The organism is Vagococcus changpingensis, assembly GCF_058211775.1.
Genome location: NZ_JBYVZB010000003.1, coordinates 265057 through 289257, shown reverse-complemented (window position 1 = coordinate 289257; position 24201 = coordinate 265057). Strand labels below are relative to the sequence as shown.

Here is a 24201-nt window from a genome sequence, read left to right as displayed (position 1 = left end):
TTTTATCGTTTTTTATTATTTATATGAATGTAAAACGTCAATATTATGCTCAACAAAATAAGAAGAGTATGGATCAGTAAATTTCTTATTTGTAATTAATAGATCGACAGCACTCAAATCTGCATAAGTTAATAAAGTCGAATGATCAAATTTTGTTTCATCAGCTAGTAAAAAGATTTTATCCGCTTTATCAATGACTTGTCGCTTGATCTCGTATTCCATAATGTCAGAATTCATTAAGCCACTATTGATAGAAACAGCTGTTGCTGCCATAAATGCTTTTGTAATATTGTATTTAACAGATAATTCGTCATTTTCTACTCCAACAAATGAACGGGTAGGCTTCTTAAAAATATGACCAATCAGAAAAATATTTGCTTTTCTTAATTTTTCAGCTTTTAATACAACATCTAAACTATTGGTAATAATCGTAAGAGGAATGTTTTCATCTACATAATCTAGGATATATTTCGTTGTAGTACCAGAATCAATATAGATTAAGTCATCTGACTCAATAAAAGAAGCCGCTTTTTGTGCGATGGCTTTTTTATCTTCCTTATTTTCAACGTTTCGATACTCAAAATCAACAAGAGTCCCCTCTTTTACACTAACACCGCCGTAAACTTTTTCAAAACGTGAGTCTTTGAGTATCTTATTGACATCTCGTCTAATAGTATTCATGGATACGTTGAATTCCTCTTCCAATTCTTTTAAGCTCACATGGCTGTGATCTAAAATATATTGTTTCATTAATTCAAATCGTTTCTCTTTCATAAGTATTCTCCACTTTCTGTCATTTTTTTTATCATATCACCTATACATAAGTTTATCAATAGTTAATCAAATTATGTTTTAATTACCAGTTATTATTATAAAATTAACAAAAAATATTGACTGTTGATTAAATTAAAGGTAATATTAAATCAAAGTTAACCAAAACAACCAAGATGTAACAATTTAAATGGTATGTTTTAAGTAAATCTATGGAGGGGTATGAATGTCAATTAGAAAATTAAAAAATTATATAAATGGTGAGTGGGTAGAAAGCCAAACAACCACATACGAAACAGTAGTGAATCCTGCAACAAAAGAAGTAATGTGTGAGGTTCCGTTATCAACCCGTGAGGATTTAGACCATGCAGCCTCTGTCGCACAAGAAGCATTTCAAACATGGAAAGAGGTTGCTGTACCAAGACGTGCACGAATTTTATATAAGTTTCATCAATTATTAATTGAAAACAAAGATGAGTTAGCAAAATTAGTTACGTTAGAAAATGGAAAGGCTTTATCTGAATCATATGGTGAAGTTCAACGTGGTATTGAAAATGTAGAATTTGCTGCTGGAGCACCAACTTTAATGATGGGGGATAATTTATCTTCTATCGCAACAGATGTTGAAGCAAGTGTTTATAAATACCCAATCGGAGTAGTTGGTGGAATAACGCCATTCAACTTTCCGATGATGGTACCATTTTGGATGTTCCCCATGGCCATTGCTACAGGAAACACAGTAGTATTGAAGCCATCTGAAAAAGCGCCAATGTTAATGGAAAAAGTGGTGAGCTTATTAGAAGAAGCTGGTTTACCTAAAGGAGTATTTAATGTAGTTTTTGGAGCACATGATGTTGTAAACGGTTTATTACAACACCCAGATATCAAAGCGATTTCATTTGTTGGGTCACAACCAGTTGGACAATATGTTTATACAGAAGGTTCTAAAAACTTAAAACGTGTTCAATCACTAACAGGAGCTAAAAACCACACGATTGTTTTAAATGATGCCAATCTTAAAGACAGTATTCCTGCTATTGTAAGTGCCGCGTTTGGTTCAGCTGGTGAGCGTTGTATGGCAGCTGCAGTGGTAACAGTAGAAGAAGGTATCTATGATGAATTCATGGCTGAATTAACAAAAGCCACAAAAGATATCAAGATGGGCAATGGATTAGATGATGGCGTATTTTTGGGCCCAGTTATTCGTCAAGAAAACTTAGATCGTACACTAAACTATATCGAGCAAGGCGTTGAAGCAGGTGCTAATTTAATCTGTGACGGTCGTGAGCAACTAGATGAGGCGGGATTCTTTGTTGGACCAACTATTTTTGAAGGTGTGACAACAGACATGACTATTTGGAAAGATGAATTATTTGCTCCAGTGTTATCTATTATGAAAATTAAGGATTTACAAGAAGGGATTTCTATTGCAAATGCATCAGAGTTTGCTAACGGTGCTTGCCTCTTTACGAATAATGCTTCGGCTATTCGCTTCTTTAGAGAAAACATTGATGCTGGAATGTTAGGTATTAACTTAGGCGTTCCTGCTCCAATGGCAATGTTCCCGTTCTCAGGATGGAAATCATCATTCTACGGGACATTACCAGCAAATGGGAAAGCTGGAGTAGATTTCTATACACGTAATAAAGTCGTAACAGCACGTTACGCACGTAGTGATGTGTAAAGGGAGGAAACAAAATGGTTGAGCTAAAACGACGTCCATATAAAAAAGAACTTTCTGAACACGTGGTGGAATGCCATCACGTGACGCGTGAGGCGGACGGATTACGCTATATTGAAATGCGCGTGTTAAACCTATCTAAAGGTGGTATTTACACAGAAGAATTAACGAATTTAGAAGCGTGCATTGTCGTGATGGCAGGGAAAATTGATGTAATAGTTGGGGAAGACTCATTTAAACAAATTGGGAATCGTCAAGATGTCTTTGATAGAGTTCCAACGGATAGTGTTTATGTTTCAAGTGGTAAAACGTTCGATATTACGACCAATGAGGATGCTAGAGTATTAATTGCCTATGCTCCAAGTAATAAAATATTACCAACGACTTTAATTAAAGCATCTGATAATTCAGTAGAACATCGTGGAAAATATCAAAACAAACGTACTGTTCACAATATTATGGATGATCAAAGTCCCATTTCAGATAAATTAATTGTGGTTGAAGTGTATACAGATAGTGGTAACTGGTCTAGCTATCCCCCTCATAAACACGATCAAAATAATTTACCACATGAATCCTTCTTGGAAGAAACTTATTATCATGAAATGAACCCTAAAAAAGGCTTTGTATTCCAACGTGTATACACAGATGATCGTTCATTAGATGAAACCATGACTGTAGAACATGAAAATGTGGTGTTAGTACCAAAAGGTTATCATCCAGTATCAGTCCCTGATGGATACGATGGTTATTATTTAAATATTATGGCAGGGCCAATCAAAAAATGGCAGTTTCATAATGACAAAGATCACGAATGGATTTTAAATAGAGACTAATAAAAAGGAGTTTAATTATGACAACTTATGATTTAATTGCTGTTGGCCGAGCGTGTATTGATTTAAATGCAGTGGAGTACAATCGTCCAATGGAAGAAACAGAAACATTTAGTAAATACGTTGGAGGATCTCCAGCCAATATTGCAATTGGTGCATCAAAATTAGGATTATCTTGTGGATTTATTGGGAAAATTCCTGATGATCAACACGGAAGATTTATCTCAAATTACATGTCAGAAGTTGGAATTGATACAAGCCAAATGGCAATAGATAAAGATGGACATAAAGCAGGGTTGGCTTTTACTGAAATTCTTAGTCCGTCAGAATGTAGTATTTTAATGTACCGTGATGATGTGGCTGATTTATATTTAGAGCCAAATGAAGTCAGTGAAGACTACATCAAACAAGCGAAAATGTTAGTTGTATCAGGAACAGGTTTAGCACAAAGTCCTAGCCGTGAAGCCGTATTAAAGTCAGTTGCATTAGCACGAAAAAATAATGTCAAAGTGGTGTTTGAATTAGACTATCGTCCTTATACATGGAAAAATGCTGAAGAAGTATCTGTTTACTACTCAATCGTAGCTGAACAATCAGATGTCGTGATTGGAACACGTGATGAATTTAATATGTTGGAGAATGTAGTAGAAGGAAATAACGATAAAACAGTCGCGTATTTATTCCAACATGAGCCTGAATTAATCGTGATTAAACATGGTGTTGAAGGGTCATATGCTTATACAAAAGAGGGCGAAACATTCCGTGGTAAAGCGTATAAATCAAATGTATTAAAAACATTTGGAGCAGGAGACTCTTACGCTGCAGCCTTTTTATATGCCTTAACTAAAGGGAAAACAATTCAAGAAGCATTGCAATATGGTAGTGCCTCAGCAGCCATCGTGGTAAGTAAACATAGCTCATCTGAAGCCATGCCAACAGTAGAACAAATTGAAGCGTTAATGGAAGAACAATCAAACTAAAAGGAAGTAAGCTAATGAGAGAAACAATTCGATTAACAACAGCACAAGCATTAGTTAAGTTTTTAAATCAACAATATATCCATGTTGATGGTGTAGAAACACCTTTTGTTGAGGGAGTATTTAATATTTTTGGACATGGTAATGTCTTAGGCCTAGGTCATGCTCTAGAAGAAAATCCAGGGCATTTAAAGATAATGCAAGGTAAAAACGAACAAGGGATGGCGCATGCTGCGATTGCTTATGCCAAACAAATGAAACGACAAAAAATTTATGCTGTGACAGCTTCAGCTGGACCTGGTTCAGCAAACATGATTACAGCAGCCGCAACAGCGCATGCAAATAATATTCCTGTTTTATTTTTACCAGCAGATACTTTTGCGACACGTCAACCAGATCCAGTGTTGCAACAACTAGAGCATGAATCTAGTATTTCACTAACAACAAATGATGCGTTCAAAGCAGTATCACGATATTGGGACCGTGTAACACGTCCTGAGCAGTTGATGTCTGCGTTAATTCGAGCATTTGAAGTGATGACGAATCCTGCAACGGCAGGGCCAGCCACAATTTGTTTACCGCAAGATACTGAAGGGGAAGCATTTGATTTCGATGCGTCATTTTTTAAAAAACGTGTTCACTATTTAGATCGTACAAGTCCTGTTGAAAGAGCCTTGAATGATGCACTAGATAGAATCAAAGAAAGCAAACGTCCAGTGATGATTGTGGGTGGCGGTGCGAGATATTCTGGTGCTGGTGAGGTAATCCAACAGATTGCAACGCAACATAATATCCCATTAGTTGAAACGCATGCTGGAAAATCAACTGTTCCAAATAGTTTTACTTATAACCTAGGAGGAACAGGTATCTTAGGCACATCAGCAGCCAATAAAGCAATTGACTCAGCTGATTTAGTTATTGGTATTGGAACTCGCTATACCGATTTTACCACGTCATCAAAGACAGCATTTAATTATGATAAAACACGTTTTATTAATATCAATGTGAGTCGAGTACAAGCCTATAAATTTGATGCACTACAAGTAGTAGGTGACGCAAAAGCTAGTTTAGAATGGTTTAGTCAACATTTGGATGATTATAAAGCCAGTTATGGTTATGAGTTAGAAGAATGGCACAAAGAATGGCAAGAAGAACGCCAACGTTTACATAATATTGTCTTTAATAGAGAAACATTTAAAGCAGAAATTGCGGATCATTTTTCACAAGAAATCATGAATGATTATGCCGATGTGTTGCGAACAGAATTTACCCAAACCAATGCGTTAATCACACTAAATGATACAGTTGCAGATGACAGTGTTGTCGTTGCTTCAGCGGGTTCTTTACCAGGAGATGTGCAACGATTATGGGAAACAGATACAGTCAATACATATCATTTAGAGTATGGTTACTCATGTATGGGGTATGAAGTGGCAGGCGCTTTAGGAGCAAAATTAGCTAACCCAGATCAAGAAGTCTATGCTGTATTAGGCGATGGTAGTTTCTTGATGTTACATACAGAGTTAGTAACAGCCCTACAGTACAAACAAAAAATTAATATTTGTTTGTTTGATAACGCTGGATATGGTTGTATTAATAATTTACAAATGTCTAATGGTGGTGGAAGTTTCAACTGTGAATTACGCGATGCTGATAATCAAATTATGGCAATTGATTATGCGATGGTTGCAAAAGGATATGGAGCAAAAGTGTATCGTGTTAACACACGAGAGGAACTTGTTGCCGCATTAGAAGATGCAAAAAAACAAACAGTGTCAACATTGATTGACATTAAAGTATTACCAAAAACCATGACTGATGGATATGGTGGTTGGTGGAATGTTGGAGTATCAGAAGTATCAGATAATCCTAATGTGACACAAGCATGGAAACAACGAGAACAAAAGTTAGAAAAAGCGTGGAAGTATTAAGGTTTGGGAATATAGCTAGCTAAATAAAGGTGTTAGCTATATTTCTTTTAAAAACAAAGAAAGCGCTCTTTTTTTGAGCTAGGAGGATACTATGACAATTATTAAGTTAGGGATTGCACCAATCGCTTGGACAAATGATGATATGCCGGAATTAGGTAAGGAAAATACGTTTGAACAATGTATCAGTGAAATGGCATTAGCAGGGTACACAGGAACAGAAATTGGAAACAAATATCCGAAAAATCCAGAAGAATTAAAAAGTTACTTAGAACCACGTGGATTATCAGTAGCTAGTGCCTGGTTTAGTGCTTTTTTAACAACCAAACCATTTGAAGAAACAGAAGAGGCTTTTATGTTACATCGTGACTTTTTGCATGCAATGGGAGCAAAAGTCATCGTTGTGTCAGAACAAGGACATAGTGTACAAGGTCAAATGGAGACACCTGTTTTTGATAAAAAACCTGAATTTACAGAAGAAGAATGGCAAAAGTTAACAAGTGGGTTAGATAAATTAGGCGAGTTGGCAAATGAAAAAGACATGTCTATTGTTTACCACCACCATATGGGGACAGGTGTCCAAACAACTGATGAAATCAATCGTTTGATGGCTGAGACAGATCCTAAAAAAGTGTCACTATTATATGATACTGGTCACTTAGTTTTCTCAGGCGAAGATCCGATTGAAGTGTATCAAACACACAAAGACCGTATTAAACATATTCACTTTAAAGATATTCGTAAGGAAAAAATGGAAGAAGTTAAAACAAACTCATTTAGTTTCTTAAAAGGTGTTAAAGAAGGTGTGTTCACTGTTCCAGGAGATGGCATGATTGATTTTACACCAATTTGGCAAGAAATTGAAAAAGATGGTTATGAAGGATGGATTGTCGTAGAGGCAGAACAAGATCCAGCCAAAGCGAATCCGTTTATTTATGCCAAAAATGCTCGTGAATACATCAAATCAGTTACGAAACTGTAATAAAGGGAGACGGTCATGAATCTATTTTCTATTTTAAGTTTTGTTGTCATTATTAGTTGTGTGTGGTTATTTGCTTATAAACGCTCACGTGGCGTCAATGTTGATGGGGCAGAAGGATTCTTTATGGGTGGTCGAAGTTTGACTGCCCTACCGATTGCTGGTTCGATTATTATGACAAATTTATCAACAGAGCAAATTGTCGGTCAGAATGGACAAAGTTATGTCGCGGGAATGGAAGTTATGGCATGGGAAGTCACTTCAGCCATCGCAATCGTTATGTTAGCGTCCGTTTTCTTACCGAAGTATTTGAAATATGGGATTAATACCGTATCTGATTTTATTGAAATACGTTATGATACACAAATTAAGCGAATTATTTCAGCATTATTTATTATTACATATATCACATCTTTTTTACCAGTAGTGTTGTATTCAGGATCATTAGTATTTAATAAAATTTTTCGGATTGATGAACTGTTGGGTATTCGTCCTATTACGTCAATCATTGTCGTTTCACTAGCTATTGGTGTTATTGGGATTTTGTACCTACTTATTGGGGGGTTACGCCTAAGTGCTTACAGTGATACAGTATATGGCTTTGGTTTACTAGCTTGTGGTCTACTGATTCCGACAATTGGCGTTACAATGCTTGGTAATGGTAGTTTCATTGCAGGAATTGATCACATTGTGGATAACACACCTTGGTTACTAAATTCTGTTGGTTCAATTGATTCAGCGATTGTTCCTTGGCCAACGCTATTAACAGGCATGATGTTTAATAATTTATATTTCTGGTGTACCAATCAGATGATTGTCCAAAAAGCGTTAGCTGGAAAAAACTTAGCTGAAGCACAAAAAGGCGTATTCCTTGTAGGATTCTTTAAAGTATTTGGTGCATTATTCTTAGTATTTCCAGGAATTGTGGCGAGAAATATTTTTGGTGATGCATTAATGGGGATGCCTGATGAGGCGTACCCAACACTTGTGATACATGTCTTACCAGAGATGATTTATGGCGTGTTTGCAGCGGTTATTTTTGGGGCGATTTTATCGTCATTCTCAGGAGCGTTAAATGCGACCTCAACATTATTATCGCTTGATTTTTATAAGCCTGTTTTCAATAAACAAGCAACAGATCATGATATCACGCGTTTTGGGAAAAAAATTACGATTGCAATTGGGTTATTATCTATCTTTATCTCACCATTGATTTCATTTGCACCAGCAGGATTGTATCAATTTGTACAAGAGTTTAATGGATTGTATAATATGCCTTTGTTGGTAATTATTCTATTAGCATTTTACTCTAAAAAAGCAACAGCCTTTGCAGCAAAAGTAACGATTTACTTACATATTATCTTGTATGCGTTATCAAAAGTTGTATTAAAAGATGTGCATTTTCTATATGTGTTAAGTGTGCTATTTTTCTTAGATATGCTTGTTATGTTTGTGGTTTCAAAACTGAAACCAGATGGTGATTTTGAATTGAAAGTCTTTAATACAAAAGTAGATATCACACCTTGGAAACATACAAAATTAGTGAGTGTGATTACCGTTTTAGTAGTTGTTTTAACATATTTAATGTTTTCTCCATTGGGGATTGCTAGATAAAAGAATTAGGGGATGAATGATATGACAAAAGAATTAGTTGTAGGTGTAATTGGTGGCGGACGTATTGGAAAACTTCACACGAAAAACTTGGTACAAATGCCAGGTGTGAAAGTAAAAGCAGTCGCAGATATTTTTGCAGATAACATGCCAACATTTGAAGCAGAATATGGTGTACCATTAGTGTCGGATTTTGATACAATTTTTAATGATGATGAAATAGATGCAGTATTTATTTGTACGCCAACAGATACACACGTTGAGTTAATTAAAAAAGCTGCGGCAGCGAAAAAACATATTTTCTGTGAAAAACCAATTAGTTTTTCTGATGAAGAAACAGTTGAAACCTATCATATTGTGAAAGAAGCTGGTGTTAAATTTCAATTAGGAGTGAATCGTCGCTTTGATCGTAATTTTGCACAAGTTAAAAAACACGTTCAAGATGGATCTATTGGAGATATTCAGTTATTACGTATTGACTCACGTGATCCAGAAGCACCACCTTTGTCTTATGTTAAGTCGTCAGGCGGTCTATTTTTTGATATGATGATACATGACTTTGATATGGCCCGTTTTATCACAGGTAGTGAAGTAAAAGAAGTTTATGCTACAGGGGATGCATTAGTTAATCCAGAATTAGAAGGTATTGATGTTGACACAGCAATTGTGACATTAACCTTTGAAAATGGGTGTCTAGGTGTGATTAGTAACAGTCGTCAAGCAGTGTATGGCTATGACCAACGTTTAGAAGCATTTGGTTCAAAAGGTGCGTCTCAAGCAGAAAATGAGCTAGTGAATAATGTTGTGTTATCAGATGAGTCCGGTGTTCATAGCCAAAAACCACTTCACTTTTTCTTAGAGCGTTATAATGATGCATATATTAAAGAAGTTGAAGAATTCTTAACAGCGATTAAAGATGACACAGATACTGTTGTGACGTACGAAGATGGTATCATGGCACAACGTTTAGCTTTTGCTGCAAACGAATCTCTGAAAACTGGTCAGCCTGTTAAAGTTAAAAAATTATAAAAGGTGAATGACATGGAAAAAAGTATTTTATTTATCTGTGAGTCAGGTATTAGTGCCTCGTTATTTGTTTCAAAAATGTTAGAGAGTTTAAAAGAGCATGGTTTAAACTATGATGTTGATTATGCACCAGTTCAACGTGTGGAAGCAAAATTGTCACAACAACATTATGATGTGATTTTACTTGCACCACAAATTAAACGTTATGAAAAAGAGCTAAGAAGCTTACTTGAAGAAAAATCGCATGAGTCATATGTGAGTGGGATTCAAGATGACGAATTCGTTACAATGAATATTGAACGCATTTTAGAGAGAGTTAGATAAAACGACAAAGAAAACCAACTAGCCGGAACTAGTTGGTTTTTTCTTTTAATTGAAAGGTCATCTGAACAGGGTGATGATCTGTGTATCTAAATTGATAATCGTAGGTATTGGTTTGCTTAGTATTGATATTGTCTGATACGATAAATCCATCAATTACATAGACTTGAGAGGATTCATAATCACCAGTAAACGCATGGTTTAATACTCTGACTGAAGGATGGGTATCATCATATGAAAAAGAGAAATGATCAGGAATATCAGTTGAACTAATACTTCCAGGCTTCCATCCTTTTTGCCCTGTTTGAGGGAATGATTGAGTACCTTCAAAGACTTGATTAAAATCTCCTCCAGCAATGACATAATTTCCTTTATCATACTCTTCTTCAAGTACTTTTTTTAGAAGTTTACTTTGTTCAATTTTTCCTTGACCATTATCATAAGCATCCAGATGTAAATTAAAGACAACTAACTCTTTATCACTGCCACCTATAGGAAATCTTGTTTCAAGTAGTGCACGTTTTAAATTAGCCATACGAATAGGCCAAGAAAAAGGATTAGGTAGCGCAATGCGTTTGGCTTCACTCATAGTTGCGTTAGTCATCGTGACGATTCCGCTTTCTACTTTACCAATCGGTGGGATAGGGAATGGGACGTATGGTACATTGAAATTATACGCAAATGTACTTGGCATATGAAGCGCATTAGACAGCGATTCTTTTTGGTTTATATGGTATGAGCGTTTTGAATCTAAATCCACTTCTTGTAATAAATACATATCAGAAGGATGCTCTTTTAACATTGTTGTAATCCCAGCTAAATTTTCTTCGACGAGTTGTTTAGATTTAGGTTGGATATTTTTCCCGCCATCCATAAAAAAATCTTCAGAGCTGGATAAGCCACCATAACCAATATTTAGTGTGAGCAGTGAGATGTCAGTCTGTTGTTGCAACATGTTTTTCCCTTTAGTAGTTGTCACTGTTTCAACTTCTCTAGGTTTATATTCTTTGATTGAAAGATAGCCAATAAGTAATAATACGGTACTTAGTAAACTTATGACAATCCCTAATATAATCATTAATAATTTTTTCATATTTTCTCCTCCAAGTCAGTAAATGACTAGGGTTTATTATAAAACAGTTTAGTTTATTATGAAATAATATTTTGACATTTCTATAATTAAAATCATTAGAACATCACATTTTTTTCGAGGAATCTTTCTATACTAAAATTAAATCACGTTAAGGAGGTAGTATCATGGTAGCTATACCATATTGGTTAACTATTTTGGCTTGGATTAGTTTATTTTTAGCAGGTATTTCTTTTATTTATATTGCATTAGACGTGAAAAAACACCCACAAAAAATGAAAATAATGACGATTGTTTGGCCATTAACTGCTTTATTTGGGTCGTTTATCTGGGTCTTGGCTTATAAAAAGTGGGGTGAAAACCACTCGTTAGAAAAAATGAAAATGGGTGATTCTATGAATATGGATTCATCAAGTAAGTCAATGGCAGTATCTGTTTTTATTGGGACATGTCATTGTGGAGCTGGATGTAGTTTAGCAGATTTAATTATTGAGTGGCTGCTATATTTTTTTCCAGCATTGTATGTTGTGGGGGGGTACCCAACTATTTTCTCTCATAAATTATTTTCAGGATTTGTTCTAGCTTTTATTTTGGCTCTGATTATTGGAGTAAGTTTCCAGTACTTTGCGATTGTTCCGATGAAGCACTTAAGTAGAAAAGAAGGGATTATAGCTGCGATAAAAGCAGATACCTTATCATTATCTTGTTGGCAAATAGGGATGTATGCTACTGTTGCATTGTGTCAATTAAGTCTTTTTCCTCATTTCTTTGGAGGAGAAGTGTTACCAACTACACCTGTTTTTTGGTTAATGATGCAAGTTGCTATGTTGGTTGGATTTTGTACAGCATATCCAATGAATTGGTGGTTAATTAAGACAGGTATAAAAGAAAAAATGTAGAAAATATTGTTGTCATTTTAAACAATATTTCTTTGTTATTTTATTAAAAATGAAAGGGGATACTTAGATGGTATAATAGAAAGTAAGATGAAAAAGGAGGGGTCGTTATGACATTGTTGTCACTTGCTCAAACAGTTTTAAGATTGGGGCTATCCATTGTAATGGGAGGTACTATTGGGTATGAAAGAGAACAAAAAAACCGTCCAGCTGGGATGAAGACACATATATTAGTCTGTTTAGGGGCAACTATTATTGCACTGATTCAACAAGAGATAGCTCATGAAGCCATAAGACTTGTGCAAGAAAATCCAGATATTGCGCATATTGTAAAATTTGATCAGTCGAGATTAATTGCACAAGTGGTAAGTGGTATAGGTTTTCTAGGAGCAGGAACGATTATTGTAACAAGGCAACGTATTACAGGCTTGACAACAGCAGCATCATTATGGTCATGTGCTGCAATTGGTATTGGTTTGGGGATGGGTTTTTATTTGGTCACAATATTAGGATTTATATCAATCATGTTTTCGTTATCATTAGTGAAGCAAATTATTACAGTTTCTAAAGTAAATAATTTAGAAATTCAATACGTGCATAGAAAAGAAACAAAAGATTTTATTCATCAATATTTTGAAGTACGTCAAATTGAAATAGAAGATGTTACATTTGAAGTTCAAATTATCGAAGGTGAAAAATATTATAAAAATGTTTATACGATTGATTTACCTAAAACTCTTACATATGCTGATGTGATAGAAGAGCTTTCTATGTACTCAAATGTACGGGAAATAAGGTTAGTGGCTATTAGTGATTAAATTAAGAAGAAAAATATTATTTATTAATAAATAAGGTACTATTTCTTGCGATTTATATGATTAAAGAATAATATTGTATTGAGAATAATATTTTAAGAAGGGAAGAGAGTTATTATGTCAAATGAAAAAAATGGATTTGATTGGTCCTCATTTTTATTAGGAATTTTGTTTATATTTGCATCGTTGGCGTCGTTTCAAGATCCTGCTGGAAATTTAGTGGCAATCGTTGTAGTTTTTGGAATGTTTGCTATTATTAAAGGTATTTTTGAATTATTTTTAAGAAAGAAAGTGAGAGAACTTATAGGTTTTTCTGCAACAATGCCAATAGTAGTTGGTATTTTTGATATCATTGTTGGTATCTTTTTATTATTTAATATCTCTGCAGGTGTTGTGGCTCTACCAATTGTGTTTGCTATTTGGTTTTTAATTGATTCATTAGTCGGTTTATTTAGTTCAAATGCTTTAAAAAATTTGAATACAGGTTACTATTGGTTCTCAATCATTATTAATATTTTAGGTGTGATTGTAGGATTCATACTTTTAGCAAATCCAGTATCATCTGCTTTAACATTAAGCTTTTTAGTCGGTTTTTATTTCATGATGTTTGGTATGACTGAAATTATTTATGCCTTCCGTTAAAATAATGGAAGGATATGTTATAATTGAGTTAGCTAAATAACAGTAAACTCAAAGGTGTGATAAAGATGGAAAAAGCAATAATACATTGTACAACTGAAATCGTGCATGGTGGATGTAATGTCTGCCCAACAACTGCTACCGCTACTTATGAGGTAGAATTCTCAGGTAAAATGATTGGGATTCCGAATTTAGATGTTGTGTCACTTCTTCGCCCAATTGTGAGAGAGCATGGTTATAAAGAACGTCAAGAATATGATGTAACAAGTGATTATGATGTGTTTGAAACATCAAACAACAGTGTCGATGTATTTGAAACATATCAAGGACTACGCTTTAAAAATCAAGAAATCGAAAAAGAAGTCAAACCTACTTATGAATCAGATGATGAAGTATTTAAAGTAGTAAATGAGTTGTTAACAGATTTATTTAAACTTGATGCAATTGAGTTTGTCACAGATATACCAGAGAATTAGAAGATTGAGTCTACTTGACCCAGTCTTTTTTTATCCAACCATATTTATAAAGATTTGTGAGAATGGTTGGCTATTGCATGAAAGCGTGTTATATTTGAGTGGAATTGAATACGAGAAACATTTGGGGTGCGTAAAGCTGAGATTATACCCATGGAATCTGCTCCAGTTAGTACTGGCGAAGAGAAATGTGTCATTTATGACAAAACATTGAACCTAGGTCTATTTACGCCCATCCAATTTATTTGGACGGGCTTTTTTATTTGGATGAGTGTCGATAAATGTTGTAATGAATCAGATTAACCCTACCTCCTTTGTTTCTTTTAATGAGAAAAAGGAGGTTTTTTGTCGTTTAATTTAACACAATAATAAGGTGTAGGTAAGATATAGGAGGATGAGTAAAATGAAGGAAAAATGGACGTTGCGTCAGGTTGTATTATTAGCATTATTAGCTTTTTTATTTGGTGGTGTATTTATGGGAGCTGGGTTTTTATATGCTGGCTTATCAGCTGTATTAACGCCCCTTGGGTTAAGCCCTTTTGCTAATGAACTATTATTTGGTTTATGGACAATGGCTGCACCAATGGCAGGGATATTAATTCCTAGAAAGGGAAGTTCAATTTTAGGAGAAATGTTGGCTGCACTAGCAGAGATGTTATATGGCACGTATTTTGGCCCAGGTGTTCTTATTTCAGGTTTTTTCCAAGGGCTAGGGACAGAACTAGGATTTATGGTTACAGGATACAAACGGTATGATATCGTGCCATTATTTTACGGGGCGATTGGAACAACCTTATTAAGTTTTGTGTATGAATTTTTTAAATTTGGTTATGGAACGTATTCAATTGGAATGATTTTATCACTTCTTGCTGTGCGGTTTTTATCGGTGACGTTCTTTGGCGTTGTTGTGGTGTCAATGGTCATGAAGCTTTATAACCGTTCACAAGAGCTTTCGGTAGTAAACGAATGAGAGGAATAGAATTAAGTGAGTTGACGATTAAACGTGGCGATAAAGAGGTGTTACGTCAGGTTGACTTTGTTTTTTCTCCTCATGAATTTATTTTGCTATCTGGTGCCAGTGGTAGTGGTAAATCAACATTATTAAAAGCCATTGCTGGATTTGCTGATGTGCCATATTCAGGTACAATCACCGTTGATGGCAAGAGTCTAACACAAGCGAGTATGTCTGATAAGGCTAGACAGATTGGCATGATGTTTCAAAATCCAGGGCAACAATTTACAATGAAAACACTACGTCGTGAAATTATTTTTGTGTTAGAAAATCTGCAAACAAAACCTAGTGATATCACGGAACAAATGCACGAGGCTGTTTTATTAGCAGATACGACAGAATTATTAGATAGACAGTTATCAACTTTATCAGGTGGGGAAAAGCAACGAGCAGCATTGACTGTTTTACTAGCGATGAAAAGCCCATTTTTATTACTAGATGAGCCGTTTGCCAGTATTGATCCTAAAACAAGAAAATTATTAATTCAACAGTTACAGCAATTAAAAAATCAAGGTAAAACAATTATTATTTGCGACCATGATTTTAATGATTATGTTGATGTGGTTGATACATGGGTGACACTAGATAATCAAGTATTACAAAAAATTCCAGTAGCTCTTTTAAAGCAAGAGCAGACAAATGTGCTCTTGACGGATCATAGAGCATCTATGGATGGCATTTTAAGATTAGAGGATGTCAGATACAAACAGAATAAGCGCGAGCTACTAAGTCAAGATTCTTTTCATTTTTCTAAAGGAATCACGACACTTACAGGAGATAACGGAACGGGAAAATCAACGTTGTTTCGTTCGATAGCACAATGTCATCGTTATAAAGGCAAGATGTTTTTATACGATAAAAAGCTTAAAAAAAGCCGTACGCTATATCAGATATTATCCTTAGTTACTCAAGAAGCGGAAAAACAATTTGTGACACTCACACCAGCTGAAGAATTTACTTATAGTGTGTATCAGTGGGAGGACGCTAAACGTCAAAGACAAGAAGCGATTGAGTTTTTAGGATTGGAACCACTACTTAATCGAAGCGTGTTTCATCTAAGTGAAGGACAGAAGAAAAGTATTCAATTATTAACGATGTTGAGTTTAGATGTGCCGTTCTTATTATTAGACGAGCCGTTTTCAGGTTTAGATGAACGTGCTGCAAGCTATTTTGCTAATTGGTTTAAAAGGCAAGCAAACAGACAAGATATGATGATTATTTCGCATCGATTGGCACCGCTTGATGGGGTTAGTCAGCATCATGTGCATTTAGATAAGAAACAATTATGGCAACAAGATTATTCGGTAGAGGAGGAGATAAAGGATGTCAGTGACGAAAAGTTCTGCTTTAATGCTAAGCGGGCTACTACTACTTTTGACTATTGAATTATCATTTACCTCATCTGTGACATTAAACTGGTTTGTTGTGTTAGTCAGTGCTTTGTATCTTCTTAGTAAGAAAAAATGGTTTGGGTTGTTTGGCTTAGTTTTTTTTCCATTAATTCCAGCTTTAGGAACGTATTGGTCAGTTTATCTATATGGAAATAATCCTGATTATGGTCTTGTTTTAGTGAGTCGAACCTTTGCTTTTGCTGCGATTGGCATGGTGTTTGCATTTGGGGTCGACTTAGAAGAATTACTCTTAATTTTAGAGCAAAAAAAATTACCAACGTCATTTGTTTATGGCATTTTAGTTGTTTTACATGCGATGCCTGTGATTCAACGAGAGATTATGGCACTAAGAGAAGCCAGTTTATTTCGTGGGAAAAAATTACATTTTTATTCGCCATTGATGTATTTAAAAGTTATTTTTGTCGCCAACCATTGGCGGGATAGTTACACAGAAGCCATGTTTTCAAGAGGATTTGATGAAGAAGGCGAAAGGACGCATTACATACAATATAAAGTGTGTCCTAAAAGTTTAGCTACATTAGGCGTATTAACGGTTATATCACAATTTATATTAATCATTACTTAGGAGGAAGAAAGATGTTTACAAAAATTGCACGAGAGAAATCAGCACCTTATTGGGAAGGAAGTTTTACTCATCCATTTGTCGCAGGACTTCAAGAAGGAACGTTATCTGATGAAGCGTTTCGCTATTACTTGATTCAAGATGGGTACTACTTAGAGCATTTTAGCAAACTTCACCGTTTGATAGCAGAACAAGTAGAAGACGAAGAAGTAAAAGAGATGTTGCTAACAGGGTCTAACCACCTTAAAGAAGGTGAGATGAGTATTAGAGAGAATTTCTTTACTGAGCTAGGTATTACAGATGAAGAAATCGCTAATACTGATATTGCTCCAACAGCTTATCATTATGTGTCACACATGTATCGTCAATTAATTGATGGGACGCCAAATAGTGCTGTTGCGGGTTTACTACCATGTGCGTGGTTATATCAAGAAATCGGGACTGAATTAATTAAGACAGGTTCTCCTCATCAGTTGTATCAACGATGGATTGAAACATACTCTGGTGAAGAATCAAAAGAAGAAGTCGCTCATCAATGTGCTTTACTGAATCGACTGTATGAAGAAAGCGACAAGGAAGAACAAGAAAAAATGATTGAGGCCTTTTATGTGAGTGCTCAAATGGAATACCTGTTTTGGGAAATGGCATACACACATCAAAAATGGCCGGAAGGAGAAAAAGATGCCGTCTCAAAGTACTAATTTAAAAAAACTATTGATTTTATCTCTAATGGTTGCGATGGATGTGGCGTTATCACCACTCTTTCGCATCGAGGGGATGGCACCAATGTCTAGTGTAATGAATGTGATTGGTGTGATGCTAATGGGACCTTTTTACGGCACGATTATGGCACTTGTCTGTGGCATATTACGAATGATGCTTCTAGGGATTCCACCACTAGCCTTAACAGGTGCTGTTTTTGGTGCGTTACTTGCGGGTATTTTTTACAAAATTTATCCAACAATTTACAGTGCGATGTTTGGTGAGTTTTTAGGAACAGGAATTATCGGATCCTTACTATCCTATCCTGTGATGGCTTGGTTTACCGGAAGTCGTAATGGTATGTACTGGTTTTTCTATACACCAAGATTTATTGGTGGCGCGGTAATTGGTTCGTTTTTGGCTTTTATCGTGATGAAAAAATTAGCGAATGTTCCAACGTTTCAACGAATTCAAGCGATGTTTTTTTATGAGGAAGTAGGTGAAGAACAACATGTTACTCACTCATAAATTTCAAACACCCTTTCCTCTAATACCTTCTCCCCTAGTGCATTGTATTACGAACTCAGTGACATGTGAAACGGTCGCAAATAGTGTGTTATACATTGGAGGAAAGCCAATTATGACAGAAGATACGCGAGATTTTTCAGATTTATATGAACAGGTAGGTGGTGTGTTAATCAATATTGGCCATTTATCAGAAGAAAAAGAAACCGCTATGGTACTAGCTATGGAAGAGGCTCATAAACGCAACGTCCCTATCGTTGTAGACAATGTCGGCGTCTCCAGTTCAAGAGTACGAAAAGAAGTCGCCAACAGGTTATTGTCTCTTGAACCAACTGTTGTCAAAGGCAATGTGTCAGAAATGCGAATGTTGTGCAATTTAGCCAGTCATGGAAAAGGTGTCGATGCAGCAGAAGAAGACCAAGATTTGTTAGCGATGAAAGAATTAGAAGAAGGATTATTAGCACTAGCTAAAAGCCATCCAAATACGTGTTTTCTAGCGACAGGACCAAGTGATTTAGTGGTGTATCAATCACAAGTTGTCTTGCTACAAAATGGCATTGAGGCATTAGATAAATTCACAGGGACGGGAGACGTCGTTGGGGCATTAATTGCAACACTTTTAGGTAGTGGGGTGGATGTATTGCCAAGTGTTTTACAGGCAGTAAGCTATTTTAATTTGTGTGGTGAAGAAGCATTAGAAATAGTTCAAAATGACGCGAAAATTGCGAGTATCCGTGAAGAAACACTGAATCAATTATCATTATTAAAACAAAATGAGTCATGGCAAAACGGGATAAAAGGAGATTGGTTATGATTGATGAGGCATTAACGTTGTATTTAGTGACAAATTCAGATGGGTTATCTGATGACGTCTTTTTTACAAGAGTAGAGGAAGCATGTAAAAATGGTGTGACACTTGTCCAATTAAGAGAAAAAAAAGCTAGCACACGAGAATTTTATCAAAAAGCATTAGCAATTAAAGGTATCACGGATAAATATGGCATACCTCTTATTATCAATGACCAAGTCGATGTGTGTTTGGCAGTTGATGCAGCAGGCGTGCACATTGGGGATGATGAGTTGCCGGTGGACATGACACGTCGTTTGATTGGACCTGATAAATGGTTAGGTGTCTCAGCTAAAACCGTTGAGCGAGCACTTGAGGCCAAAGAACAAGGAGCAGACCATTTAGGTGTCGGGGCCATGTTTCCAACAACGACGAAAGAAAATGCTCCAACAACGGATATATCAGTTTTGCAAGATATCATTCACGCAGCACAATTACCAGTTGTCGCGATTGGCGGGATTAAAGAAGAAAATATGGCGGCATTACGTGACACAGATATTTCAGGTGTTGCGATTGTGAGTGAGATTATGCAAGCTGATGATATAGCGAAAAAAACGCAAGCATTAAAGCAACAAATTGTCGATATAAAGGAGAAAAATCATTATGCCCGTTAACCAAACCCCACAAGTAGTAACCATTGCCGGAAGTGATTCAGGTGGTGGCGCAGGCATTCAAGCCGACTTAAAAACGTTTCAAGCAAGAGATGTTTTTGGTATGAGTATTGTTGTTGCCTTGACTGCACAAAACACATTAGGTGTACAAAGTAGTCTGCCGATACCATGTGACTTTGTTGCGGAACAATTTGATTCTCTGGCAGAAGATTTTCATATACGCGCGTGTAAAACAGGGATGCTTGCGGATAAAGAGCATGTTCAAGTTGTTGTTCAAAAATTGAAGGAAGTTGATTTTGGACCATTGATTGTTGATCCAGTTATGATTGCAAAAGGAGGGCACTCTTTACTTAAAAGAGAAGCAGTAGATTGTATCAAGAAAGAGTTACTACCTCTAGCAACTTTTTTAACACCTAATATTCCAGAAGCAGAGGAGTTAGTTCAACAAGATATTAAAACAAGTGATGACATGATTCAAGCAGCATATGATTTGCAGCAAATGGGTGTCAAAAATGTGGTGATAAAAGGAGGTCATTCATCCGATATTTTGGCGAAAGATTTTGTCTTACTTGAAAATGGCGAGACATTTTGGATGAGTTCAAAACGCGTTGAAACAATCAAAACACATGGGACAGGTGATACGTTCTCATCGTGTATTGCAGCAGAAATAGCAAAGGGCAAGTCGGTTAAAGAAGCTATACATATTGCCAAAAGTTTCATTCAAGGAGCGATTGAACAAGAAATTTTTGTTGGTCATGGTCATGGGCCAACAAATCATTGGGCAATACCTGCACAAGATATTTTAATTGATTAACTATTTTTCAAAAGAATGTTTATTATTGTCTGTATAATGAATAAATGTTACAATTATATTACAAAGAGTAATGGTGTTGTAACATCTTGTTTTATAGGAGGGGATCATATGAAAAAGTTAGTATTAGGTACAGTGATTATGGCTAGTTTGTTGGTAGGACAAATGGGTTATGCATCTGAATCAACCTCTACATCAAGTACAGATAATTCATCGAGTAAAGTAATAAGTTCCGAAGTAAATGATACGACAGAAACAACAACAGATGAATCCATTCCAGATGCATTAGCGATTACGAAATCGGATATTTTTTTATTAATGAATGACATGGTAAATGAGGGGAAGCTCTCTCAATTTCAATATGAAGGATTGATTTCACGTTTAGAGAAAGTTAACACAGTAGAAGAGGCTACACTTGTTTATTCAGATGCAAATGATTTAGTAAAACAAAATAAAGATTTGTATCAATCATCATTTGATGAAAAAGTATATAATACAAAACATCAAATAGAGCTATTAGTTCAAGCTGGTCGATTAACACAGAAACAAGCGGATGAATTTGTTGCAAAAGTTGATAGTTGTAAAACGATTGATGCATTAGATGATATATGGGCTGAGATTGAAAAAGCAGTAGATAAAATATCAACAAAAGCCACAAGTACAACAGAAACGAATATAACAGAAACGAGTACAACAGAAACGAATATAACAGAAACGAGTACAACAGAAAATGATAAAAAAACAGAATCAGTAGCTAAAATACCTAATTCTAGTGATAAACAATCAGCTAGTTTACCTAAAACAGGTGAAAAAAAATCTAGTGTTGGGCTACAATTAAGTTTAGTTGCTTCATTGTTCTTAGTAAGTGTATTGATTAAAAGAAAATTATAGCAATATAAAAGAGTGTCACCCAAATAAAGGTGGCGCTCTTTTATTTTTTATTAGAAAAGGTAATAGACAGGGATGCTTCGGGGTCGATACTAGTTAGTATTTTTTGATAATAATCAGTTGCTTGTTCTTGTAACCAATCGCGATTTGTATCAATATATTTAATTAATGTTTTATCACTCATCGCGTTGTTTGCTAACTCATTAGTGTCGATGTCTTCAGTAATAAAACTCAAAAACTCGCCTTTGCTATTTAACCACCTCAAACTTTGGATTGCTAATACCAACAACAATAAATTATGGAATAGAAATATTATAAGTATTTGAAGAATTACTTGCCTTATTAATGGTTACATGATTGCCATCAAAACCAAGTTTAGCTTCAAAAGTTCCTTTAATATAAGCTGTTTTTTCGCTAAATGGAAATTCCATTCCAAAAAATGTTTTAACCTGACCACTTCATGTCGGTGAACTTGTCTTTTTTATTTTTCGATGCCGATTAGGAGGAAAACAAAATGACAAAACGAAGTGTCATTAAACGTGGTGGAACATCGGTCGGAGATTTTTCAAAAATTAAAAATATAGCCAGTTATTTAGTGAGTAGAGTATTTTGTGATAGATAGTTTATCAGAAATTGAACGACTAAACGAGCTAACAACTAAAAAAGTTAAAGCATTGCTTAGAATCAATCCAGGTGTTGAAGCTCATACGCATGAATTTATTCAAACAGGACAAGAAGATAGTAAATTTGGGTTAAGTATTAAAAAAGGTTTAGCACTTGACGGTGTAAGAAAAATTGAGGATGCTGAAAATATTGAACTCATGGGTGTTCATTTTCATATAGGTTCTCAAATTTTTGAATCCACTGGGACAGTTGAAACAATTAAACAAGTTATAAAATGGCTCTCAAAAAATCAAATAAAAATTAGTGTATTAAATATAGGCGGAGGGTTCAGTATTAAGTATACGGATGATGATATCAGCTATCCGATAGAAGATGGTATCAAAACAATTACGAATACGTTAAAATCAACTTGTAACGAATATGATTATCCCATTTCAGCCATTTCATTGGAACCTGGGCGATCTATTGTTGGTGAAGCAGGTGTTACACTTTATGAAGTAGGAACGGTGAAAGATATCCCTGAAACGAATTATTATGTATCGATAGATGGTGGGATGAGTGATCATATCAGAACGGCACTTTATGGAGCAACCTACAATCTACTGCTAGCAAACCGAGCGGAAGAATATGATAAATTGATGACAGTGGCTGGAAAACTGTGTGAGTCAGGTGATATCATAAGACGTGACATAAAATTACCGTCAAGTGTTCACCGTGGGGACTTACTTGTGGTATTATCAACTGGTGCCTATCATTACAGCATGAGTTCGAATTATAATCAGATGTTAAAACCCGCCGTGGTATTTGTTACACCAGAAAAAGTTCGTTTAGTGGTGCGACGTCAGACACTAGAACACCTTATCGCACAAGATGTAAGATAAATGAAAGAAGAGAAAATAATGGAAGAAACAAGATTTAATACACGAGCAACCAATTTAGAGGTACCAGGGACGAGAAAGTTTTCTAATCAAGTTAAACAATACGATGATGGTGTTGATTTAACATTGGGACAATCAGGTTTTGAAACACCTGAATACATTAGAGAAGCTATGATTGAAGCCATTAATCAAAATAAATTACGTTACACACACAATAGAGGTTTAATTGAATTAAGGGAAGCTATCTCGCAATATAATAGGAAACGATTTAATGTGACATATGACGCTGAGACAGAGATTATTGTGACTAACGGTGGATCTGAAGCGATCGATAGTGTGTTACGAACAATTCTTGAAGACGGGGATGAAGTAATTATTCCTTGCCCAACGTATTTAGCATATGAGCCAATTACTAAACTTCAAGGTGCAAAAACAGTTTTGGTTGATACAACAAAAACAAATTTTGTTTTGACAAAAGAAGCATTAGTTGATGCTATCACACCGAAAACAAAAGCCATTATCTTTAATTACCCAACAAATCCGACAGGGATGATTCCATCATTGGAACAAATGAAGGAATTAGTTGATGTATTGAAGGAGACAGATATATTCATTTTAACTGATGAAATTTATTCTGATAATGTGTATGGTGGAGAGTTTCATTCTTTTATGGAGTTTTCAGAAGTTAGAAATCAATTATTTGTTATCAATGGATTATCAAAATCCCACGCTATTACTGGAGGAAGAATTGGATATATTCTAGCCCCACCTCTTGCAACAGAACATGTGACAAAAGTCCATTTATACAACTCTGTGTGTGTAGCTACTCCATCACAGTATGGAGCAACTGCAGCTTTTACAGATGCAACAGGGCCAGTAATCTTATCGAAAATGAATGAAGCTTATAAAGAGCGTCGTGATTTTGTTTATAAACGTTTAAAAGAGATGGGATTATCAGTTGAATCACCTAAGGGAGCATTCTACATTTTCCCTGATATTTCTGAGTACAATAATGATTCTTTTGAATTTGCAACAGAATTATTAGAAGCAGAACATTTAGCTGTAGTACCTGGGAAAACATTTTCTATTTATGGAGAAGGGCATATTCGTTTGTCTTTTGCATGCACAATGGAAGAATTAGTAGATGGTTGTAAACGACTTGAAAGATTTCTATCAACATATAGAAAAAGAAGCTAAACAGAATCATACTGTTTAGCTTCTTTTTTAACATATACATAGTGGTTAAAAGGAGTTGTTTACTTATTATTAAATAAGTAAATAAAAGTTTG

General features: G+C 35.4%; 26 protein-coding genes and 1 riboswitch. Of the genes, 23 read left to right on the top strand and 3 right to left on the bottom strand.

Annotated features, from left to right (window positions below; all coding sequences use genetic code 11):
• Nucleotides 1–15: 15 nt before the first annotated feature.
• Entirely contained in the window at nt 16–774 is a 759-nt protein-coding gene (locus tag AC37UB_RS07900; protein ID WP_117973543.1) for a DeoR/GlpR family DNA-binding transcription regulator, read from the bottom strand.
• Nucleotides 775–997: 223 nt separating this feature from the next.
• Here AC37UB_RS07900 and AC37UB_RS07895 point away from each other — a divergent pair, with 223 nt between their 5' ends.
• The 8 genes from AC37UB_RS07895 to AC37UB_RS07860 all read left to right on the top strand — a co-directional run bounded on the left by AC37UB_RS07895 (nt 998) and on the right by AC37UB_RS07860 (nt 10130).
• On the top strand, nt 998–2455 hold the full coding sequence (locus AC37UB_RS07895) for a CoA-acylating methylmalonate-semialdehyde dehydrogenase (protein ID WP_117973541.1): 1458 nt from the start codon (nt 998–1000) through the stop codon (nt 2453–2455).
• A 14-nt stretch (nt 2456–2469) separates the two neighbouring features.
• Nucleotides 2470–3288, top strand: coding sequence for a 5-deoxy-glucuronate isomerase (gene iolB, locus AC37UB_RS07890; RefSeq protein ID WP_117973539.1), 819 nt, complete (start codon nt 2470–2472; stop codon nt 3286–3288).
• Nucleotides 3289–3302: 14 nt separating this feature from the next.
• A complete protein-coding gene (iolC, locus tag AC37UB_RS07885) occupies nt 3303–4265 on the top strand; it encodes a 5-dehydro-2-deoxygluconokinase (protein ID WP_199500926.1) in 963 nt (320 codons plus the stop codon).
• A 14-nt stretch (nt 4266–4279) separates the two neighbouring features.
• On the top strand, nt 4280–6193 hold the full coding sequence (iolD, locus tag AC37UB_RS07880) for a 3D-(3,5/4)-trihydroxycyclohexane-1,2-dione acylhydrolase (decyclizing) (RefSeq protein ID WP_490685562.1): 1914 nt from the start codon (nt 4280–4282) through the stop codon (nt 6191–6193).
• Nucleotides 6194–6284: 91 nt separating this feature from the next.
• Nucleotides 6285–7172: a myo-inosose-2 dehydratase gene (gene iolE / locus AC37UB_RS07875; protein ID WP_490685561.1), complete on the top strand. Its 888-nt coding sequence runs from the start codon at nt 6285–6287 to the stop codon at nt 7170–7172.
• A 15-nt stretch (nt 7173–7187) separates the two neighbouring features.
• Complete coding sequence (locus tag AC37UB_RS07870) at nt 7188–8783, top strand: solute:sodium symporter family transporter (protein ID WP_490685560.1); 1596 nt, start codon at nt 7188–7190, stop codon at nt 8781–8783.
• A gap of 21 nt (nt 8784–8804) precedes the next feature.
• Nucleotides 8805–9809, top strand: a complete 1005-nt coding sequence (iolG, locus tag AC37UB_RS07865) for an inositol 2-dehydrogenase (protein ID WP_117973425.1) — start codon at nt 8805–8807, stop codon at nt 9807–9809.
• A 12-nt stretch (nt 9810–9821) separates the two neighbouring features.
• Nucleotides 9822–10130, top strand: a complete 309-nt coding sequence (locus AC37UB_RS07860; RefSeq protein ID WP_117973424.1) for a PTS sugar transporter subunit IIB — start codon at nt 9822–9824, stop codon at nt 10128–10130.
• A gap of 28 nt (nt 10131–10158) precedes the next feature.
• On the opposite strand, the gene AC37UB_RS07855 is transcribed toward AC37UB_RS07860, so the two are convergent.
• Nucleotides 10159–11220, bottom strand: coding sequence for an endonuclease/exonuclease/phosphatase family protein (locus tag AC37UB_RS07855; protein ID WP_117973423.1), 1062 nt, complete (start codon nt 11218–11220; stop codon nt 10159–10161).
• A gap of 164 nt (nt 11221–11384) precedes the next feature.
• On the opposite strand from AC37UB_RS07855, the gene AC37UB_RS07850 reads away from it, so the two are divergent.
• The 13 genes from AC37UB_RS07850 to AC37UB_RS07790 all read left to right on the top strand — a co-directional run bounded on the left by AC37UB_RS07850 (nt 11385) and on the right by AC37UB_RS07790 (nt 21413).
• Nucleotides 11385–12116, top strand: coding sequence for a DUF4396 domain-containing protein (locus tag AC37UB_RS07850; protein ID WP_117973422.1), 732 nt, complete (start codon nt 11385–11387; stop codon nt 12114–12116).
• Nucleotides 12117–12223: 107 nt separating this feature from the next.
• The gene (locus AC37UB_RS07845) at nt 12224–12931 is read left to right on the top strand and encodes an MgtC/SapB family protein (RefSeq protein WP_117973421.1); all 708 of its coding nucleotides are present in this window, start codon (nt 12224–12226) and stop codon (nt 12929–12931) included.
• 114 nt (nt 12932–13045) lie between these two features.
• The gene (locus AC37UB_RS07840) at nt 13046–13570 is read left to right on the top strand and encodes an HdeD family acid-resistance protein (protein ID WP_490685559.1); all 525 of its coding nucleotides are present in this window, start codon (nt 13046–13048) and stop codon (nt 13568–13570) included.
• 65 nt (nt 13571–13635) lie between these two features.
• Nucleotides 13636–14043 carry a DUF4809 family protein gene (locus AC37UB_RS07835; RefSeq protein ID WP_490685558.1) on the top strand — a complete coding sequence of 136 codons (408 nt, stop codon included), beginning with the start codon at nt 13636–13638 and terminating at the stop codon, nt 14041–14043.
• Nucleotides 14044–14155: 112 nt separating this feature from the next.
• Nucleotides 14156–14244: riboswitch (TPP riboswitch) on the top strand.
• A 199-nt stretch (nt 14245–14443) separates the two neighbouring features.
• Complete coding sequence (locus AC37UB_RS07830; protein WP_117973418.1) at nt 14444–15010, top strand: ECF transporter S component; 567 nt, start codon at nt 14444–14446, stop codon at nt 15008–15010.
• Complete coding sequence (locus tag AC37UB_RS07825; protein WP_117973417.1) at nt 15007–16437, top strand: ABC transporter ATP-binding protein; 1431 nt, start codon at nt 15007–15009, stop codon at nt 16435–16437. The genes AC37UB_RS07830 and AC37UB_RS07825 overlap by 4 nt, the downstream gene beginning before the upstream one ends.
• On the top strand, nt 16376–17029 hold the full coding sequence (locus AC37UB_RS07820; RefSeq protein WP_117973416.1) for a CbiQ family ECF transporter T component: 654 nt from the start codon (nt 16376–16378) through the stop codon (nt 17027–17029). Before AC37UB_RS07825 ends, AC37UB_RS07820 begins: the two co-directional genes overlap by 62 nt.
• Nucleotides 17030–17040: 11 nt before the next feature.
• Nucleotides 17041–17727: a thiaminase II gene (tenA, locus tag AC37UB_RS07815; RefSeq protein WP_490685557.1), complete on the top strand. Its 687-nt coding sequence runs from the start codon at nt 17041–17043 to the stop codon at nt 17725–17727.
• Entirely contained in the window at nt 17708–18256 is a 549-nt protein-coding gene (gene thiW, locus AC37UB_RS07810; protein WP_490685556.1) for an energy coupling factor transporter S component ThiW, read from the top strand. Before tenA ends, thiW begins: the two co-directional genes overlap by 20 nt.
• The gene (gene thiM / locus AC37UB_RS07805; RefSeq protein WP_490685590.1) at nt 18240–19067 is read left to right on the top strand and encodes a hydroxyethylthiazole kinase; all 828 of its coding nucleotides are present in this window, start codon (nt 18240–18242) and stop codon (nt 19065–19067) included. Before thiW ends, thiM begins: the two co-directional genes overlap by 17 nt.
• On the top strand, nt 19064–19714 hold the full coding sequence (gene thiE, locus AC37UB_RS07800) for a thiamine phosphate synthase (protein WP_490685555.1): 651 nt from the start codon (nt 19064–19066) through the stop codon (nt 19712–19714). Before thiM ends, thiE begins: the two co-directional genes overlap by 4 nt.
• A complete protein-coding gene (gene thiD / locus AC37UB_RS07795) occupies nt 19704–20525 on the top strand; it encodes a bifunctional hydroxymethylpyrimidine kinase/phosphomethylpyrimidine kinase (RefSeq protein WP_490685554.1) in 822 nt (273 codons plus the stop codon). Before thiE ends, thiD begins: the two co-directional genes overlap by 11 nt.
• Before the next feature lie 108 nt (nt 20526–20633).
• Entirely contained in the window at nt 20634–21413 is a 780-nt protein-coding gene (locus AC37UB_RS07790) for an LPXTG cell wall anchor domain-containing protein (protein ID WP_490685553.1), read from the top strand.
• Nucleotides 21414–21453: 40 nt separating this feature from the next.
• Here the strand turns inward: AC37UB_RS07790 and AC37UB_RS07785 are convergent, their stop codons facing one another.
• Nucleotides 21454–21645, bottom strand: coding sequence for a hypothetical protein (locus AC37UB_RS07785; RefSeq protein ID WP_117973409.1), 192 nt, complete (start codon nt 21643–21645; stop codon nt 21454–21456).
• Nucleotides 21646–22021: 376 nt separating this feature from the next.
• Between AC37UB_RS07785 and lysA the strand changes: the two genes are divergently transcribed.
• Together lysA and AC37UB_RS07775 are read left to right on the top strand one after the other, a co-directional pair.
• Nucleotides 22022–22915 carry a diaminopimelate decarboxylase gene (lysA, locus tag AC37UB_RS07780; protein WP_490685552.1) on the top strand — a complete coding sequence of 298 codons (894 nt, stop codon included), beginning with the start codon at nt 22022–22024 and terminating at the stop codon, nt 22913–22915.
• A gap of 18 nt (nt 22916–22933) precedes the next feature.
• Entirely contained in the window at nt 22934–24109 is a 1176-nt protein-coding gene (locus AC37UB_RS07775; RefSeq protein ID WP_117973441.1) for an aminotransferase class I/II-fold pyridoxal phosphate-dependent enzyme, read from the top strand.
• Nucleotides 24110–24201: the final 92 nt, after the last annotated feature.

Coding starts and splice junctions, on each gene's coding strand:
- AC37UB_RS07900 (WP_117973543.1), bottom strand. CDS start 774: ATGAAAGAGAAACGATTTGAATTAATGAAACAATATATTTTAGATCAC.
- AC37UB_RS07895 (WP_117973541.1), top strand. CDS start 998: ATGTCAATTAGAAAATTAAAAAATTATATAAATGGTGAGTGGGTAGAA.
- iolB (WP_117973539.1), top strand. CDS start 2,470: ATGGTTGAGCTAAAACGACGTCCATATAAAAAAGAACTTTCTGAACAC.
- iolD (WP_490685562.1), top strand. CDS start 4,280: ATGAGAGAAACAATTCGATTAACAACAGCACAAGCATTAGTTAAGTTT.
- iolE (WP_490685561.1), top strand. CDS start 6,285: ATGACAATTATTAAGTTAGGGATTGCACCAATCGCTTGGACAAATGAT.
- AC37UB_RS07870 (WP_490685560.1), top strand. CDS start 7,188: ATGAATCTATTTTCTATTTTAAGTTTTGTTGTCATTATTAGTTGTGTG.
- iolG (WP_117973425.1), top strand. CDS start 8,805: ATGACAAAAGAATTAGTTGTAGGTGTAATTGGTGGCGGACGTATTGGA.
- AC37UB_RS07860 (WP_117973424.1), top strand. CDS start 9,822: ATGGAAAAAAGTATTTTATTTATCTGTGAGTCAGGTATTAGTGCCTCG.
- AC37UB_RS07855 (WP_117973423.1), bottom strand. CDS start 11,220: ATGAAAAAATTATTAATGATTATATTAGGGATTGTCATAAGTTTACTA.
- AC37UB_RS07850 (WP_117973422.1), top strand. CDS start 11,385: ATGGTAGCTATACCATATTGGTTAACTATTTTGGCTTGGATTAGTTTA.
- AC37UB_RS07845 (WP_117973421.1), top strand. CDS start 12,224: ATGACATTGTTGTCACTTGCTCAAACAGTTTTAAGATTGGGGCTATCC.
- AC37UB_RS07840 (WP_490685559.1), top strand. CDS start 13,046: ATGTCAAATGAAAAAAATGGATTTGATTGGTCCTCATTTTTATTAGGA.
- AC37UB_RS07835 (WP_490685558.1), top strand. CDS start 13,636: ATGGAAAAAGCAATAATACATTGTACAACTGAAATCGTGCATGGTGGA.
- AC37UB_RS07830 (WP_117973418.1), top strand. CDS start 14,444: ATGAAGGAAAAATGGACGTTGCGTCAGGTTGTATTATTAGCATTATTA.
- AC37UB_RS07825 (WP_117973417.1), top strand. CDS start 15,007: ATGAGAGGAATAGAATTAAGTGAGTTGACGATTAAACGTGGCGATAAA.
- AC37UB_RS07820 (WP_117973416.1), top strand. CDS start 16,376: ATGTCAGTGACGAAAAGTTCTGCTTTAATGCTAAGCGGGCTACTACTA.
- tenA (WP_490685557.1), top strand. CDS start 17,041: ATGTTTACAAAAATTGCACGAGAGAAATCAGCACCTTATTGGGAAGGA.
- thiW (WP_490685556.1), top strand. CDS start 17,708: ATGCCGTCTCAAAGTACTAATTTAAAAAAACTATTGATTTTATCTCTA.
- thiM (WP_490685590.1), top strand. CDS start 18,240: ATGTTACTCACTCATAAATTTCAAACACCCTTTCCTCTAATACCTTCT.
- thiE (WP_490685555.1), top strand. CDS start 19,064: ATGATTGATGAGGCATTAACGTTGTATTTAGTGACAAATTCAGATGGG.
- thiD (WP_490685554.1), top strand. CDS start 19,704: ATGCCCGTTAACCAAACCCCACAAGTAGTAACCATTGCCGGAAGTGAT.
- AC37UB_RS07790 (WP_490685553.1), top strand. CDS start 20,634: ATGAAAAAGTTAGTATTAGGTACAGTGATTATGGCTAGTTTGTTGGTA.
- AC37UB_RS07775 (WP_117973441.1), top strand. CDS start 22,934: ATGGAAGAAACAAGATTTAATACACGAGCAACCAATTTAGAGGTACCA.